This is a genomic window from Polaribacter vadi (assembly GCF_018861005.1).
Lineage (GTDB): Bacteria > Bacteroidota > Bacteroidia > Flavobacteriales > Flavobacteriaceae > Polaribacter > Polaribacter vadi_A.
In genome coordinates this window covers 21,036-38,933 of record NZ_JAHKQL010000002.1, presented here as the reverse complement: position 1 = coordinate 38,933, position 17,898 = coordinate 21,036, and the positions used below count along the sequence as shown (strand labels likewise).

Below are 17,898 nucleotides of genomic sequence, written 5' to 3'. Positions count from 1 at the left end.
TGTAGAATTAATTGTATTTTTCGTGGATGCAAAAACGGTTAGAACAATTGCCAAAATTGGCTCAAGAAGCTTTAAAAGAAAATAAAAAATATTTTACAAATTTAAGAAAAAGAACACCTAGAGATTTAGATGTTGTTGTACAAGATTTACATAATAAAGAATTCAAAAAAACAGATTGTTTAGATTGTGGAAATTGTTGTAAAACAACAAGTCCTATTTTTACTGATAAAGATATTGAGCGTATTGCTAAACATTTAAAAATGAAGGTTGCAAATTTTATTGAAACCTATTTAGAAAGAGATTCTGATGATTTTATGGTATTAAAAACGGCACCTTGTTCTTTTTTAGATGAATCTGATAATACTTGTTTTATTTATGAAGTAAGACCAAAAGCGTGTGCAGAATATCCGCATACAGACAGACGTAAATTTATACAAATTACAGATTTAACCATTGCAAATACTTTTGTTTGTCCTGCAACTTATAATATTGTAGAAGCTTTAAAACAGCGTATACCTTACGAATATAATGAGAAAAAGAGAAGAAAATAGTTTGTAAAAGTTTTAATAAGTTACCAATGTCTGATAAAGTTAAAGAATTAGAAAAAGAGAATTTAATCTTAAAAGAACGCTTAGCTAAACTAGAAAAATCAAAACCATCTAAAAAGAAACGATGGCAATTTTTTGTAAAATTTACAACTACTTTTATAGCTGGTAAAAAGCTAAAAACGAGTATTTATAATTCCATTCAAGAATTTAATGAGCAGAAAAGAATTTCATTACAAACTACGTCAGATTTAATTGCCAGCATTATTAGGAGGTTAACAAGAATTGGAGTAGTGGCGTTGTTATTTGCATTGTTGCCTACTACTTTAATGATTTATCAAAATAGTTTATTAAAAAAACAAAACAGAAAAATTCAAGAGCAAACGCACTTGGCTGAAGCTTCTAGAAGATCGGCTCAAATGTTTATTATGGGCGATATTTTAAGTGATATTAATACTGAACTTGAAACCAAAAAAAACAAGAAACTATCAAAAACTTTAGTGAGTAGAATTGTAGGTTTAAGTAGAGCAATGAAACCTTACAGGTATTTGGTAGATGATGCTTTAATTGCAAAATCAATAAGCCCAGAAAGAGGTCAGTTGTTAATTACTTTGTGCAAAAGCGATTTGAATCCTGCTTTTTTTGAAGATCAAATTTTACAAGAAAGCGATTTTACTCAGGCAGAACTTAAAGGCGCAAATTTATATAACGTTATTTTAAGAGGGATTAATTTAAAAGATGCAGATTTATCTGATGCTATTTTGGTAAATATAGATGCTAAAAGAGCAATTTTTGAAAATGCCAACTTAAAAAATGCAGATTTAGGTTATGCTAATTTAAGTAATGCTGTTTTAAAAAACAGCAACCTTTCTAGTGCTATTTTATTAAAAACAAAGTTAAATAAAGTCAATTTTACAAATGCTGTTTTAGATAGTGCAGTGGTTGATAGTTTAAATTGGTTAACGTATATAAAAGACGATTTAAAACTAAAAGGAGCAGAAACGCTTTATGAAAAATATAAAGTGGATAGTGTGTATTCTAAAGTTTTTGATAAAAAAGTGGCAACAGTTTTGAGTAGGTAGATTTTAATTTAGATTTATGAATTCTGTTTTTATAGTTTTAGAGTGATTTTTTTTTAATTTAATAATACTTTTTTTCAAAACATAATATTCATCAATACTAAACTTAGCATTAATCTGAATTAAATAATTGTCTTTATGGTTAATCTCTGAAAGTTTCGTAAAATCATTTTTAAAATTTAATTTGATGATTTTTGGATTATATTTTTTGATGTAATTTTTTCTAGATAACTCTTCAGTTAAAATAGGTTCATGTTTTTCATCAGACAATGATATGATTTGTTGTTGCCAAAATTCATAATTATCTACAAATCCATAATAGTTATTGTTTTTTATGTCAAAGTTAGTTACTAGAAAAGCGTTGTTAATATTAACTTTATATAGCTCAACATAACATTTTATAATTTCTTTAAGTGTAATGTTTTTTCCAATGTAAATTATAATATTGTCTTTTTGATTATGTAATCCAAATGCAAACCCTGGAATTAAATTAAAATCTGAAGATACTTTATCGTTCAACTTTAATTGAACAGAATCTTTTAAATCTTTAAATATATGAAAAGCACTATCGTAGTTTTTAAATAAAGAATCTGATAAAATAGGCTGATTTAGTTTTAAATGAATTAAATCATAATTTATAAATCTTTCTTCATAAGAATAACCTTCGAAAAACATATAATTTTTATGGTTTAGTCGAAGAATAGAATCTTTTCTAATAAAGTTTAAATTATATTTTAGCGTATCATTAGCAAGAAAAAAATTAATTGATTTCCTTTTTATCTTATAACTTGCTTTAAAATTAAAAGTAAAATAATCTTCCAGATAAACAGAATCGTTTCTGAAAGTTAATGCAGCTAAGTTTAAATATTTCCCTTTGTCATTTATCGGAATCCAAGTTCCTTTAAATTCATTTGGGTTGAATTTTTCTTTGCAAGAGTATATTATTGATAACATTAAAAGAAGTACAATCCTTTTCATAGAAATAATTTCTAATCATATATCAAATATCGTTCCCTAATTTTTTGAAACTTTTGCAATTCATTTTGCCAAGTATTTCTAATTTCTTTGGCAGACAAACCTTGCTCAATTTGTTTTTGTAATTTTTTTGTACCTGCATGTATGGTAAATGTTTCTCCAAAGAATTTTTCTGTTTTTGGAGTTTTATTGTAAGCGTCAATCAACCATTCTAAATGTATAGTGTTTAATTTTTTTTGATTGCTTAGATCTACGCCATAACAAAGTTTTTCTTTATGTTTTGGATATTTTGCACCAAAATTCGAAATTGGAATATAACTAAAATCACTCTTTGGGAAAAATGGAGCTCCATATCTTTGAAACTGAAATTCGGTTCCTCTACCAGCATTAATAGTTGTCCCTTCAAAAAAACCTAAACTTGGGTAAAGGTTTATGGATTTATCATTAGGTAAGTTTGGTGAAGGTCTAATGGCTAAACTATATTCAGAAGTGTGTGTGTAATTTTTTAAAGGAATCACTTTTAAATCGCACTGAATTCCATTTTTCAGCCATTTTTCTCCATTTATCATTTGTCCATATTCGCCAATGGTCATTCCGTAAACCACAGGTACAGGATGTTTACCTACAAAACTAGCATGTTTTGGTTCTAAAATAGGGCCATCAACATAATGTCCATTTGGGTTGGGTCTGTCTAAAACAATTACAGGGATTCCAGCTTCTGCACAAGCTTCCATAACATAATGTAAAGTAGAAATATACGTGTAAAAACGAACACCCACATCTTGAATGTCAAAAACAACAACATCAATATTTTTTAGTTGTTCTGGCTTAGGTTTTTTGTTTTTACCATATAAAGAAATAATGGGTAAACCAGTTTTAGTGTCTTTGCCATCTTTAACAATTTCTGCTGCATCTGCTTTTCCTCTAAAACCATGTTCTGGGGCAAATACTTTTTTTACGTTAATGTTTTTATTTTGATGTAAATAATCTATTAAATGATGTGTTACTTTTTTAGAGCCCATTACATTTGGTGCAACTTCAGCTCTTTGTAAAACAGATAAAACTGATGTTTGATTCGCGACAATAGCAATGTTTTTGCCTTTTAAAAGATCTAGGTATAATTCTGTGTTTTCTGCGCCTGTTTTAATTTCTAATTGTTGCTTTGTATTGTTTTTAACAGACAATTCAGAATTTTGAACACGTTTAGCGCAAGAAATCAGCTGAAAATTCATCAACAAAAACAAAAATAAATAGGTACTTTTACGAAGTATAAAAAGAGTCATCAGTTTGAATTACGAGTTATTTATTGCAAAACGCATTATTGCTGGCAAAAAGTATAAAAATAGTATATCATCACCAATAATAAAAATTGCAATTACAGCAATTGCTTTGGGTATAATTATTATGTTGATTGCTGTGGCTACAGGTTTGGGGTTGCAATATAAGATTCGTGATAAAATGGCTGGTTTTAAAGGGCATATTCAAATTGTAAACTACGATAATAATAATTCTGAGGTTTCTACAACTCCTGTTAAAAAAGATCAAGAATTTTATCCGAAGTTTAAAAACATTTCAGGTATAAAAAACATTCAAGTTTTTGCAAATAAAGGCGGAATATTAAGAACCAAAACAGATTTTGAAGGTGTAATTTTTAAAGGAGTTTCTACGGATTACGATTGGTCTTTTTTTAAAGAATATTTGGTAGAAGGTGTTGTGCCAGACTTTAATCAACCAAGAACAAGAGAGGTGTTATTATCAGAAACTGTTGCAAATCGTTTACAATTAAAATTGAACGATACTATTTTAGCTACTTTCTTAAAAACATCTACTAGTAAATTACCATCTAACAAAAAATATATTATTTCTGGAATTTATAATTCTGGCTTTGCGCAATTTGATAAAAGTGTGATGATTGGTGATATTAGAGAGGTGCAGAAATTAAACAAATGGACAGAGAATGATGTTGGTGGTTTTGAGGTTTTAATTGATGATTTTAATTCTATTGATGTTATTGGTGAGCAAATCTACAGAGAAATTGGAGTAACTTTAAATAAGAAAACGATTGTAGAAACTTATCAAAATGTATTTGAATGGATTAAACTTTTTGATAATAATGTTTGGTTTATTATTGCAATTATGATAGTAATTGCAGGTATAAATATGATAACAGCTTTGTTAGTCTTAATTTTAGAACGCGTACAAATGATTGGTATTCTTAAAGCTTTAGGTAGTTATAATACTAGTATCAGAAAAATATTTTTATATAATGCCTCTTACCTTATCTTAAAAGGACTTTTTTGGGGCAATATTATAGGGTTGTCTTTAATTTTTATCCAGCACTTTTTTAAAGTAATTACATTAAATCCAGAAACATATTATGTTACTACAATGCCAGTTTATATCTCTTTTACTGCTATTTTATTATTAAATATAGGTACATTGTTTTTATGTTTTTTAATGTTGATAATACCATCTTATATTATCACTAAAATTGAGCCTTCTAAATCTATAAAGTTTGCTTAATTCATCATTTGGGTTGTTTTTAAGTTTGTTTTTTAAAGTATTAATGTTAATGTCACTTTATTAATATATAATTGATGAAATTTTATCAGATGAAACTCAGAAAAAATATATTAGAAACTATTGTATAATACAACTTTGGTTCAGTTAAATTCTGTAATAAAAGAAATGGATGCTTTAGTTTAAACCTAAGTGGAAGCTTTTTAATCCTGCTAATTCTGTAGATTATATGAAGGAGTTTAAAGTGTTTCAGCTTTCTGTTAGATGTGTATATGGTTTTGTTGATTCTATAGATGAAACAAAAATATTGCAGATAAATCAATTAAAGAAATTATGTTATTTTAAATAAACTACTAAGGTCGATGAAATATCAAAATTGATATCTAAGTAAAATAAAGATGTTTTGGTTGATTTAGAAAATGGAAATTATCATATAATTACATAATATTATTAGTGCTACATAGGTGAGGAAAAATTAAACGAATAATTAATACTTGTTAACGCTCTAAATACACCAGTCAACGAAAATTAGATTTTTTATTTTAATAAGTTTCTTTTCTTTGAAGTGGATTTATAAAAAAGTGTGTTATTAAAAGTTAAGGGGTTTAATAATACCATATATCAAAAAATCGCTCAAGTAATCTTGAGCGATTTTTTTTTTACTTAAGAAATAGTTTTTTTTAACGCTTATTAATTACGCTTCAACTTATAGATATAATTTTTTAGCGAAAAATAGAATTTTAATTATATAATATTTGTTTATTTACAGTGTATTTATTGAAATACAAACTAATTATAAGTTGGGGAATTTATAATATGTAACTATTAAGAGTCGTTTAAAATTAATTTTTTAAACGATTCTTTTTTTTATGCGATAGAAATATTTCTCTAGGATTTCTTCTCAAAAAAAATAATTATAACGTTTAATAAATGCATTTTAACGAGGAGTTTTAAGCACTTATCGAAAAAGATTAAATTTATTAGGATAGTAGTTGTTTCTTTGTAGTGTATTTATCGAGGTAAATACCGATTAATTATAAGTTGGGGGATTTATAATATGAAACTAAGAAATCGTTTAGAATTAATTTTCTAAACGATTTTTTCTGTAATAAATATATTCATTTAGTATTTCTCAAGGAGTTCTTCTCAAAAAAAATAAAACGTTTTATTTTTACATTTTAAAGAGTAATTTTAAGCGCTTGTCGAAAAAGATTAAATTTATTCTTGTAGCAATTGTTTATTTGTAGTGTATTTATTTAAATACAAAACTATTTATAAGTTGGGGAATTTATAATATGTAACTAAGGAATCGTTTAGAATTAATTTTCTAGACGATTTTCTTTTTATTTAATGAACTTATGTAATTTATTATAAAATAAAAACCATCTCTTTACAGAGATGGTTTTTTAAATCAACTAATTCAAATAATTTACACAATGAAAACAATTAACTAATTTGCTTTCATTTATGTGCAATCAACTTTTATGCCAAGAATAATTTACTCTTTTTTTTTGGTAATATTTTAACTCTTTATTGTTAAAACTTTAAAAGACGATTGTTAAAGTTTAAAATAGGTGTTGTTTTAATTTTGAATTGGTCTACTTTTAAAAAATGGATAAAAGGAATCTATTAATTTTTCTATTCATTTTGGCTTTACAGGCTAAAACAACAAATATCTATGCCCAAATAGATTTAGGTGCAAAAGACTATTATGTTTGGTTTGATACTGCAATAGGAAATGGGAATTCAGGTATATATAATGGAACTATATTTGTTGAAAAATATATAACTAAACCAGATAATCATCGTTTTTTTGAAGAGAATATATATAAGTTGGGTAATTTAGTTTATGATGATCAAACTTATTATAACATTCAATTAAAATATGACATTCATGATGATCAATTAATTGCAAAATTACCTTATCAATCTAACTTTTTATTTATCAAATTGATAAAAGAAAAAATTGATTTTTTTGAGATTTATATTGATGAAATCAATTTACCAAAAGAAAAACATACGTTTATAAACAGTAGTACTAATTTAGATATTGTAGATACATCTTTTAAAGGTTTTTATCAAGTTTTATACAAAGTAAAATCAACCATTTTAATAAAAAAGAATTACAAAGACATATCAAAATTTATTGATGATAACTTGGCCTATATAAGGTTTTCAGATAGAAGCTATTTTGCACTTTTAAAAGACAATACGTATCATATTATAAATTCTAAAAAAGATGTAATTAGAATTTATCCAAAGCAAAAGAAAAATATTTCTATTTTTTACAGAAAAAACAGAAAGCTTTTTAAGTTAAACGAAAGCATTTTTTATCAGAAATTACTAGAAGACATTCAAACATCAATAAATAAAACAGAAATTTAATAAGATGAAAAAACACATATTCTTTGTTTTATTTTTCTGTGCTTACTTAACTAATGCACAACAAAAAATCACTTTAACTTATACAGACTTAACTAGGGTAGAAGTAATAAAAAAAATAGAAGAAAAATCGTCTTATCGCTTTTATTATGTTAAAGATTGGCTAAAAGACAAAACCTTAGTTTCTGGTAGTTTTATAGACAAAGATTTATCTGATGTTTTAAATAATCTTTTTAATGGTACTCTTGTTAATTATTACATTCATACAGAAAACAAGGTGATTTTATCTTTGAATAGTGTTATACATACTAGTTTCCCAAATTTAGTTTGGGCAGAGACAAAAGAGCAAAAAGAAACAAATAATAATCAAAAAAGTACACCTATTTTTTATAGTGAGGTTGCAAAGGATAAGTTATCGAATTCGAAAATAATTAGAATAGGTAAGGAGTCTAAAAATTCAACAAAAAAAGAATATACGCTTAAAGGTTATGCTAAAAATGTAACTACAGGAGAGCTTATACCCAACCTTGCTTTAGTAGTAAAAAATACAAATCTTTCTGCTGTAACAAATGAAAATGGTTTCTATTCAATTAAATTACCTATTGGTGTAAATGAAATAGAAGCAACATCTTTGGGTTATACTAATCTAAAGCAAACCATTATTATTTATAATAATGGTAAACATAATTTTTTACTAAAAGAAAGTTCTGTGCTTTTAGATGAATTAATTATTGAAGCAGGTAGAGATAAAAATGTAAATGAGGCAATTACAGGTGTTTCAAGTATTAAGATTCAGAATATTAAAAACATACCTTTAATTTTAGGAGAAAGAGATATTTTAAAAGTAGCTACTGCTTTACCTGGAATTAAAAAGGCAGGAGAAGGTTCTGCAGGTTTTAATGTTAGAGGTGGTAAAGAAGACCAAAACTTAATTCTTTTAGATGATGCTGTTCTATATAATCCTTCACATTTTTTTGGTATTTTTTCAGGGATAAATCCTTTTACAGCTGGAGATGTAGATATTTATAAAGGCTCAATTCCATCCGAATTTGGTGGTAGATTATCTTCTGTTTTTAATATTAAAACAAAAGAATCAGATTTTAATGAATTTAAAGGAGAAGCTGCAATAGGGCCAGTTACAAGTAATTTAGCATTACAAATACCTATTGTAAAAGAAAAAGCAAGTTTAATAGTTGGTGGTAGAGGAACTTATTCTAATTGGATTTTAGATTTGTTAGAAGATGAAAATCTAAAAAATAGTAGTGCCTCTTTTTATGATACCAATTTAAAATATACCCATAAGTTAAGTGATAATGATAAGCTAGAGGTTTCTGGTTATTATAGTAATGATTCTTTTAGTATTACTTCAGATTCATTGCAAACCTATTCTAACAGGTTGTTATCTGTAAAATGGAATCATAAATTTAACGAAAAGAATAGTGGAGATTTAATTATAGCTAATAGTGAATATAAGTTTAACTTAGATTTTGATGAAAATTCTATAAACGATTTTGAGCTTGATTATAGAATTACAGAAACAGAATTAAAGCTAAAGATGAAATATTTGGCTAATGAAAAACATAAGTTTGAATACGGAGTGTCTAATAAGCTGTTTAATGTATCACCAGGAAACATAAAACCAAAAGGCACCCAAAGTATTGTAAGTGTTTTTGATACTCCAAAAGAAAGAGGTTTAGAATCTGCTTTGTTTTTTTCTGATAATTTTAAAGTAAATAAAAAACTGTTATTAAACCTTGGTTTTAGACTTTCTCTATTTACAGCTTTAGGACCATCATCGCAAAATGTATACGACCCAAGTTTACCAAAAAACGAAAGTTCTATTCTAGAAGTTAAAGATTTTGGAAATAACGAGGTTATTAAAACTTATGGAGGTCCAGAAATAAGATCATCTGTAAGATATGCTTTAACTCCAAGTTTTTCTATTAAAGCTGGGTTTGACAATACATATCAATACATTCATACATTATCCAATAATACAACAGCATCTCCTACAGATACTTGGAGGTTGTCTAGCCTAAATATAAAACCACAACAAGCAAATCAACTTTCTTTTGGTTTGTTTAAAAATATTAATGGTAATGAGTATGAATTGAGTTTAGAAAGTTACTATAAAACAAGTAAAAATATTCTAGATTATAAAGTTGGTGCTAACTTATTATTAAACCAAAATATTGAATCTGATATTTTACAAGGAAAAGGAAAAGCTTATGGAGTTGAGTTTTTAGTGAAGAAAAATAAGGGTAGATTAAATGGTTGGTTTGGTTATAGTTATTCGCGTTCTTTTATTCAGTTAGATAGCGAGTTTGGAGAAGAAAGAGTAAATAATGGTAATTTCTTTCCTACTAATTTTGATAAACCTCATGACTTAAACATTATAGCTAATTATAAAATTACAAGAAGATATAGTGTATCTGCTAATTTTTCATATCAAACAGGTAGACCTGTAACCTATCCAATAGGTAGTTTTTTATTAAATGGAGAAGAAAGAGTTTTATATAGTGATAGAAATAAATTTAGAATTCCAGATTATTTTAGGTTAGATATTGGTTTTAATGTAGAAGGAAATCATAAAATTAAAAAACCAGGTCATGGTTTCTGGAATATTTCAGTTTATAATGTTTTAGGAAGAAACAACCCATATTCTGTGTTTTTTGTTACTGAAGCAGGAGAAATTAAAGCATATAAGAGTTCAATATTTGCGTTTCCTATTCCAACAATAACGTATAATATTAGTTTTTAAATAAGTATTAATTATGAAAAAAATAATTTATTTTATTTCAATAAGTATTCTTCTAACAATTACAAACAGTTGTATTGAAGAATTTGATGCTGCTACTGAAGAGTTTGAAGACGCATTAGTAGTAGAGGCTACAATTACAAATCAATTAAAATATCATAATATAACACTAACAAGAACCTATAGTTTCGAAGAATATGAACCTAATGTAGAAACTGGTGCAACAATTACAATTGAAACCAGTAATAACAACACTTATAATTTTAGTGAGTATACTTCTGGTGTGTATACATCAACAACAATGTTTAAAGCAGAACCAGGTTTAGAGTATACTTTATCTATAAAAACGCAAGATGGTAAAGAATATATTTCTCAAAATACACAACTTACAAATGTAGCTTCTATTGATAAAGTGTATGCAGAAAAAGTTATTGATGATGATGGAGTAGAAGGCATTGGTTTATATGTAGATAGTTACGATGCAACTAACAATTCTAAATACTATGGATACGAATTTGAAGAAACCTATAAAATTATTGCTCCTTTTTGGACACCAGATGATTTAATTTTAAATTCTTCTGGAGGCTTTTCTGTTGTACCAAGATCTCAAGAAGAACAAATTTGTTATAATACAGTAGTATCTAAAGGTAGATTGTTAACCAATACAGATCTTTTAGAAGAAGATAGAATTTCTAAGTTTTTAATAAAATTTATTCCTAATAATAGTATTAGTATAAATAGTAGATATAGTATTTTGGTTAAACAATATATACAGTCAGGAGAGTCTTATAATTATCTTAGGGTTTTAGAAGAATTCTCTAGTTCACAAAGTTTACTTTCTCAAAGTCAACCAGGCTTTTTAACAAGTAATATTTATTCTGTAAATAATAGTAACGAAAAAGTTTTAGGCTTTTTTGAAGTATCATCTATTTCAGAAAAAAGAATATTTTTTAATAGAGAAGATGTTTTAGATACACCTTATCCTTGGGTTTGTAATATTATAGATCCATCAGTAGATGACCTAACAACCCTTGTAAGGTTAGATAGAGTAACATTGGTTTACGAAAAACCAGCGGGTGAAGATGGAGGACCTTATGATGTAGTAACACGAATTTGTGGAGATTGTACAATGTCTGGTTCAAATATCAAACCAAATTTTTGGATAGATTAAATTTTTAAAATGAAAAAAACAGCTTTTTTAATTTTCTTTATATGCTTTTTTTCTAAGAGCCATTCACAAAATATACAGCAGAATTCAAGTATATTTAAAAGCATACCTCAAGAAAAAATATTTGTACATTATAATACAACTTTTTTACTTTCTGGTGAGCAATTGTTATACAAAGTATATTGTTTAAATTCAAAAACAGAAAAGCTAACAACTTTAAGCAAAGTTGCTTATGTAGAATTAATAGACAAAGATTTTAAAGTTCATTTTAAACATAAGGTTTTATTAAATTCAGGTTTAGGTCAGGGTGATTTTTTTATGCCTACTTCTTTAAAATCTGGGAATTATAAGATAATAGCTTATACCAAATGGATGAAAAACGGAGGAGAAAACAATTTTTTTCAAGGAGATATTTCTATATTAAATCCGTTTGCAGATAATTCTCAATATTTAAGTAAAGACAAGGAAATTAAGAATTTAGAAACTGAAAAAAATAATATAAATGATAATTCTGATATCATAAAGCTATCTTTAAATAAACAAGAATTTAAAAATAGAGAAAAAGTTATTTTACAGTTAGATACAGATAATAACGATATTTTAAATGGTAATTATTCATTATCTGTACGTAAAGTAGGTGAATTTAATATCCCAAGAAAACAAACTACAAATACTTATCAATCTCTATACAATAGCAAAACTTTAAGTAAAGAGAATAGTTCTAAAATATACCTTCCAGAATTTAGAGGAGAGTTAATTTCTGGTAAAATTATTCACAAGGATTCTAAAGAAGCAATTTCTGATGTAAATATTTCTATTTCAATACCAGGTAATGATTATATTTTTAAAGCTTCTAAAACAGACAATTCAGGTACATTTTATTTTAATATTGATAAAACCTACAATTCATTAAAAGCCGTTTTAGAAATAGATGATAAAAATAAAGAAGATTATGAAATTATTCTTGATGAAGATACAGCTATAGATTATAAAAACATTGTATTTAGTAACTTTAGCATATCAGAACAAGTTAAAAAAAGCATCGAAAAAAGAAGTGTTTTTAATCAAATTGAAAATGCTTACAACATAAAAAAACAAGATTCAGTAAAGAGATACATAAATTCTGATAAGTTTTTTGGAACCAATGTTTATACATATTATTTAGATGATTATACTAGGTTTAATACTTTAAAAGAAACCTTAACAGAAATAACAGGAAATATTTATTACTCTAAAAAAGGGAGTGAATATTCAATAAAGATTTTAGGTGTAGATTTTTTATATAAAAACCTTAAACCTTTAATTTTAATTGATGGTATTCAAATATTAAATCATAATGATGTTATCGACTTTAAAACAAAACAAGTTAATAAGATAATAGTTCTACAAGATAATTATGTTTATGGTACAAAATTATACAATGGTGTTGTTATACTTGAAACATTTAAAGGAGATTATAGTAATTTAGTAAGTAAATCCTATCAAAAAAATATAGATTTATTTAAACCTTTGGTACCAAAAAAGTATTTTAAACAAAATTATGATTTAGGGAATCAAGACAGAATTCCAGATTTTAGAAGTCAGTTATTTTGGCAGCTAGATTGTAAATTATCTAATAGAACAAATTCGTATAACTTTTACACTTCAGATAATGTAGGTCTTTATGAAGTAAGTTTAGAAGGCTTTACCAAACAAGGAAAGCCTATTTCATTAAAAACTACATTTAAAGTTAAATAGCGTGTTTATGTGCTTTGTAAGAAGAACGTACTAAAGCACCACTTTCTACGTACATAAAGCCCATTTCTAAACCAATAGTTTCATATTTTTTAAACTGTTCTGGAGTTATAAATTCTTTAACAGGTAAATGCTTTTTTGTAGGTTGTAAGTACTGGCCAATTGTAATAATATCACAATTTACAGCTCTTAAGTCTTTCATGGTTTGTATTACTTCATCTTCTTTTTCTCCCAAACCTAGCATTAAACCAGTTTTAGTTCGCATTCCTTTTTCTTTTAAGTATTTTAAAACACCTAAACTTCTATCGTATTTTGCTTGAATTCTAACTTCACGAGTTAACCTTCTAACAGTTTCCATATTATGAGAAACTACTTCTGGTGCAACTTCTATAATTCTATCTATTTGTTTTGTGTTTCCTTGAAAATCAGGAATTAAAGTTTCTAAAGTTGTATTTGGGTTTGCTCTACGAATTGCATCTACAGTTTCTGCCCAAATAATAGAACCACCATCCTTTAAATCATCTCTATCTACAGAAGTAATAACAGCGTGTTTAATGCTCATAATTTTTATAGAACGAGCCACTTTTTCAGGTTCATCCCATTCTACAGTTTCTGGTCTACCAGTTTTTACACCACAAAAACCACAAGAACGTGTACAGATATTTCCTAAAATCATAAATGTAGCTGTACCTTCTCCCCAGCATTCACCCATATTTGGGCAACTACCACTTGTACAAATTGTATTTAATTTATACTTATCAACTAAACCTCTTAATTCAGTATATTTTTTACCCACAGGTAATTTTACACGCAACCATTTTGGTTTTTTTGCTCTTTCAGGAAGTACTACAGATTCTACAGCCATTATCAATCTTATTTAAAGTGCAAATTTACGAAGAAAAGATTAACAAGGTAATACAACTCTTAAGAATTAATTAAGTCGTTTTTTTCTTTTTGATAAAATGCTTAAAATGAATGATAAAAAAAGAACAGGAAATAACATTAATGCTATTTTTTTAAGAGTACTGTTCATTTTATTCGGATATTGTTTTAATCCGTTTTTATCATCGAAATGAATGTTAGTAAAGAATGTGTTTTTATCAATTTCTTGCAACCCAATAGTATCAGTATAAGAAAAAATTAAATACTACTTAAAAACCAAATACTAAAACCTATTAAAAATACAATACCAGCAATACTTAAAATTCTAATAAATATTTTTGGTTGATGTTCTTTGGGCGTGTGTTTTCCTGTTATTAATAAGTAGTTCATTATCGCATAAAAAGGAGCAGTTAAAAACGATAAAATTGTGGCAATTTTTATCAAACTACCCATGTTTGCCAAAAAGAATTGTAATATAATTATTGTACCAATAAAAAGGAAGAAAATCCAAAACCAATATCCGAATTTAAATTGTTTATCAAACAATAATTTAGAGCTTCTGTTCATAGCTCTTGGTGATGCATCTAAAGTAGTTAATGTTGTGCTAAACATTGTTGTAAATGCAGCTAAAGCTATAAATACATAAGAAAAATCACCTAAATTTTTAGTGTATAAGTTTATTAACTGACTAGCAAACTCTACACCTTTATTAGAAAAAGTTTCACCAGATTTATACATAACAAGTGTGCCTAAAAGTACAAAACAAACTCCTAAAATAAGTGTGCCAATATAACCTACATTAAAATCAAAAATAGCGTCTTTAGGTTTTATTTTTGTTAAGGTATTTTTACTTTTTTCTACAGACCAAATGGAGTGCCAAATAGAAATATCTAAAGAAGTTGGCATCCAACCCAAAAAGGCAATCATAAAAGTGACTTCTACAGAGCCAGAAGGTAAAATCTGAATAACATCAAAAGCCTCTGTAGAGCTAAATAATGCTACAGAAACTGCAGCAACTGTACTTATTGTTAAGGTAATAATAATGTATTTCATTAAATTATCTAACAATTTATATTTTCCAATTAGTAAAATAACAATGCTAATTGCCATTAAAATTGCAGACCAAATGACTAAGTTATCTGTAATACCAAAAATTTTTGAAGCCAAACCAGCAGTAACAATAGTAACTGCAGCTTGAATTGTAAACATTGTAGCGAAATTCAAAATATAATAGATGGCTAAAACACCTTTGCCTAATTTTCGATAACCATCTAATAAAGTTTCGCCAGTTGCTGCTGCATATCTAGGGCCAAATTGAAAAAATGGATATTTTATAATATGAATTAATAATAAAGCCCAAAGTAAACCAAAACCAAATTCTGCACCTGCTTTTGTAGATTGCACCAAATGAGATACACCAATTGCTGCACCAGCAAATAATAAACCAGGTCCTAAAGATTGTAAGAATGATTTTTTCATTTGGTTTTTAATTTAGCAATTTCTTTTAATAATTTAGACCTATTGTTTTTAGAAGTCATCCATTTTGGCAATCTACTGCCAATAGAAATATTCGATATTTTTTCTAAATCTCTTTCTCTTAAAGTGGCATTAATATGGTTTTCTATAAATTTTAAATGATCTAAATTATATGCCCAAAGTTTTCCTTCATTTAATTCAGTTGTAAACCATAATTCATAGTTAGGCAAATTTAGTTGGTCACTTACTATTTTATTGTAACCACAATTTGTGCATGTTATTTGTAAATTATTATTAATTTGCTTGGCAAAAGCTTTATTCTTACAATTTTTACAAACAATTACAATGTCATCAAAAAAATCATTTATATTTTTTTGGTAAGCGTTAAATCTTTTCATAATTAAGATTTACTAATAATCTCTGCCAATAATTTTTTTGCTCGTAATAATTTTACTTTTACGTTGTTCATTGGTTCGTTAATTTGAGAAGAAATTTCTTTATAACTCAATTCTTGAAAATAACGTAATTGTATTACTTGTTGGTATTTAGGTTTTAATTGTTTAATATCTCTTAAAAGCTTTGCTAAATTCTGCTCTCTTATTATTTTGTCTTCTGGAGTAGGATTTTCATCAACCACCAAATACACTTTTTCTTCTTGTTCTATGGTAGTTTCTGTAGATATAGATGATTTTTTTTTACGTAGTAAATCAATATAAACGTTTTTAGAAATGGCAATTAACCAAGTTTTAAAAACATATTTATCATCAAAAGTATGTATTTTATCAAAAGCTTTAGAGAAAGTTTGTATAGTAATATCTTCTGCATCATTTTCGCTTTTTGTTCTTTTTAGTTGATAACTATAAACATCACCCCAAAAAGAATTAAGTAAAAAACGAAAAGCAGATTGATTGCCTTCTTTTGCTTTTAAAATATTTAATGAAATTTTATTATTGTCTATTTCCAATGATTTGGTTTTGAAATCAAATTGACACTAAAGATACTAATTTGAATCAATAATAAACCGATTTCTAAAAATGGTAGTAAAAAAATGATATAGGGTTCTTTTAATTTTTTTGCAGATAAGCCTACTACAATAAATTGTACTAAAAAATAAGTAAGTATTATTGGTAGCATTATCTGCCAAGGATAAAAGAAAAATAAGGTAATACCTAAAACATAAAAAATAAATTTAGAAAAATTAAAAAAGGTTAATAAAAAACGATTTTTAAATTTATAATGTTTTTGAATGGAATTTTTAAGTCTTAAATTTTGAAACCAAGTACTAAAAGAATCTGGTTGCTTTGTTTCTATAAAACTTTGCTCTGAAATTGTAAAAGAAGTATTAGTTTTATGAGCAGCATCTTTTATAAAAAGATCACCATTATCGTTTTTTATTTTAATGTGATTAATAAACCCTTTTACATTAAAAAACTCATCTTTTTTGTAGGTTAAATTATCGCCAAAAGCCATAAAAGGAATACCTAATTTAGTAAATGAAAAACATTGTATAGCACTAAATAAGTTTTCGAAACGAGTAAACAAATTTAAGAATGTTTTCTTATTCGAAAATTTACTGTAACCCAAAACTATTGTTTTCTTAGCTGTAAAATGTTTACTCATTTCTGCAATCCAAGAATCAGAATTTGGTTTAGAGCCTGCTTCAGTAAATAATAATTGATCGTATCTGGCAGCTTTAATACCTAAAGTTAAAGCGTATTTTTTATTAGCCCAAAAAGCCTCATTATTTTCAATATCTAAAATTTTAATGTTTTCATTTTCTTTTTTAAAAGTTTCAATTATTTCTGCAGTGTTATCTGAAGAGGCATTGTTTAATAAAAGAATTTCGAATTTCGAATATTTTTGAGAAAGAATAAGAGGTAAATTTTCTTGTAATTCTTGGGCGCAATTTTTGGCAAAAATAATTATAGATACTGGAACTTGTTCAGTAAGTTTTTTTCTGTTTTTATTTATAGTAAGAAAAGTAGAAAAAACAAGATAGTAAATAACTTGTATTACTGTAAATACTACAAAAGTGTAGAAAACTACAGCTAATACCATTGTACTATTATAAATTAATTATGTTGTGGCTCTGCACAAGAATCAAATTGGTCTGGGGTTTTACCACAAAAACCACAAGCTTCACCAGTTTCATTTAACATAGGGTTTTGGCTAGCACAAGTACCAGCAAATTCACCATCTTTTTTTGCCCAAATTTTAATAGCAATTCCTGCAACACCAAGAGCCAATAATCCTAAAGTAAGCAATAATAATTTCATAAATAATAATTGTGTTGCAAAGATACGTATTCTAAATTTTTAAGCTAAAAATTCTATCAGAAATATTTTGTGTTAGTGACTTTTTAAATTTTCTAGTGTCGAA

The 17,898-nt window shown here is 26.5% G+C and carries 15 protein-coding genes; 7 read left to right on the top strand and 8 right to left on the bottom strand.

The window, feature by feature from the left end; all coding sequences use genetic code 11:
* Positions 1–26: 26 nt before the first annotated feature.
* The gene (locus KO506_RS01020; protein ID WP_215993053.1) at positions 27–551 is read left to right on the top strand and encodes a YkgJ family cysteine cluster protein; all 525 of its coding nucleotides are present in this window, start codon (positions 27–29) and stop codon (positions 549–551) included.
* A 26-nt stretch (positions 552–577) separates the two neighbouring features.
* A complete protein-coding gene (locus KO506_RS01015) occupies positions 578–1,627 on the top strand; it encodes a pentapeptide repeat-containing protein (RefSeq protein WP_215993052.1) in 1,050 nt (349 codons plus the stop codon).
* Positions 1,628–1,630: 3 nt separating this feature from the next.
* On the opposite strand, the gene KO506_RS01010 is transcribed toward KO506_RS01015, so the two are convergent.
* Both KO506_RS01010 and KO506_RS01005 read right to left on the bottom strand, forming a co-directional pair.
* The gene (locus KO506_RS01010; RefSeq protein WP_215993051.1) at positions 1,631–2,602 is read right to left on the bottom strand and encodes a hypothetical protein; all 972 of its coding nucleotides are present in this window, start codon (positions 2,600–2,602) and stop codon (positions 1,631–1,633) included.
* Between the two features lie 11 nt (positions 2,603–2,613).
* A complete protein-coding gene (locus KO506_RS01005; RefSeq protein WP_436836407.1) occupies positions 2,614–3,882 on the bottom strand; it encodes an exo-beta-N-acetylmuramidase NamZ family protein in 1,269 nt (422 codons plus the stop codon).
* Between the two features lie 4 nt (positions 3,883–3,886).
* Between KO506_RS01005 and KO506_RS01000 the strand changes: the two genes are divergently transcribed.
* The 5 genes from KO506_RS01000 (at position 3,887) to KO506_RS00980 (ending at position 13,164) form a co-directional block, all read left to right on the top strand.
* The gene (locus KO506_RS01000) at positions 3,887–5,122 is read left to right on the top strand and encodes an ABC transporter permease (RefSeq protein WP_215993050.1); all 1,236 of its coding nucleotides are present in this window, start codon (positions 3,887–3,889) and stop codon (positions 5,120–5,122) included.
* A 1,608-nt stretch (positions 5,123–6,730) separates the two neighbouring features.
* Positions 6,731–7,504, top strand: a complete 774-nt coding sequence (locus tag KO506_RS00995; protein ID WP_215993049.1) for a hypothetical protein — start codon at positions 6,731–6,733, stop codon at positions 7,502–7,504.
* 4 nt (positions 7,505–7,508) lie between these two features.
* Positions 7,509–10,262: a TonB-dependent receptor gene (locus KO506_RS00990; RefSeq protein WP_215993048.1), complete on the top strand. Its 2,754-nt coding sequence runs from the start codon at positions 7,509–7,511 to the stop codon at positions 10,260–10,262.
* 13 nt (positions 10,263–10,275) lie between these two features.
* Positions 10,276–11,430, top strand: coding sequence for a DUF4249 domain-containing protein (locus tag KO506_RS00985; protein WP_215993047.1), 1,155 nt, complete (start codon positions 10,276–10,278; stop codon positions 11,428–11,430).
* 9 nt (positions 11,431–11,439) lie between these two features.
* The gene (locus KO506_RS00980) at positions 11,440–13,164 is read left to right on the top strand and encodes a hypothetical protein (protein WP_215993046.1); all 1,725 of its coding nucleotides are present in this window, start codon (positions 11,440–11,442) and stop codon (positions 13,162–13,164) included.
* Here KO506_RS00980 and lipA read toward each other — a convergent pair.
* From lipA to KO506_RS00950, 6 genes are all read right to left on the bottom strand, one after another.
* Entirely contained in the window at positions 13,157–14,026 is an 870-nt protein-coding gene (lipA, locus tag KO506_RS00975) for a lipoyl synthase (protein ID WP_215993045.1), read from the bottom strand. The genes KO506_RS00980 and lipA overlap by 8 nt on opposite strands.
* 275 nt (positions 14,027–14,301) lie before the next feature.
* The gene (locus tag KO506_RS00970) at positions 14,302–15,522 is read right to left on the bottom strand and encodes an Nramp family divalent metal transporter (protein ID WP_215993044.1); all 1,221 of its coding nucleotides are present in this window, start codon (positions 15,520–15,522) and stop codon (positions 14,302–14,304) included.
* Positions 15,519–15,917 carry a hypothetical protein gene (locus tag KO506_RS00965; protein WP_215993043.1) on the bottom strand — a complete coding sequence of 133 codons (399 nt, stop codon included), beginning with the start codon at positions 15,915–15,917 and terminating at the stop codon, positions 15,519–15,521. The genes KO506_RS00970 and KO506_RS00965 overlap by 4 nt, the downstream gene beginning before the upstream one ends.
* Before the next feature lie 2 nt (positions 15,918–15,919).
* Entirely contained in the window at positions 15,920–16,483 is a 564-nt protein-coding gene (locus KO506_RS00960) for an RNA polymerase sigma factor (protein WP_215993042.1), read from the bottom strand.
* Positions 16,474–17,577, bottom strand: coding sequence for a glycosyltransferase (locus KO506_RS00955; protein ID WP_215993041.1), 1,104 nt, complete (start codon positions 17,575–17,577; stop codon positions 16,474–16,476). The genes KO506_RS00960 and KO506_RS00955 overlap by 10 nt, the downstream gene beginning before the upstream one ends.
* 14 nt (positions 17,578–17,591) lie before the next feature.
* A complete protein-coding gene (locus KO506_RS00950) occupies positions 17,592–17,795 on the bottom strand; it encodes a membrane or secreted protein (protein WP_215993040.1) in 204 nt (67 codons plus the stop codon).
* Positions 17,796–17,898 lie beyond the last annotated feature (103 nt).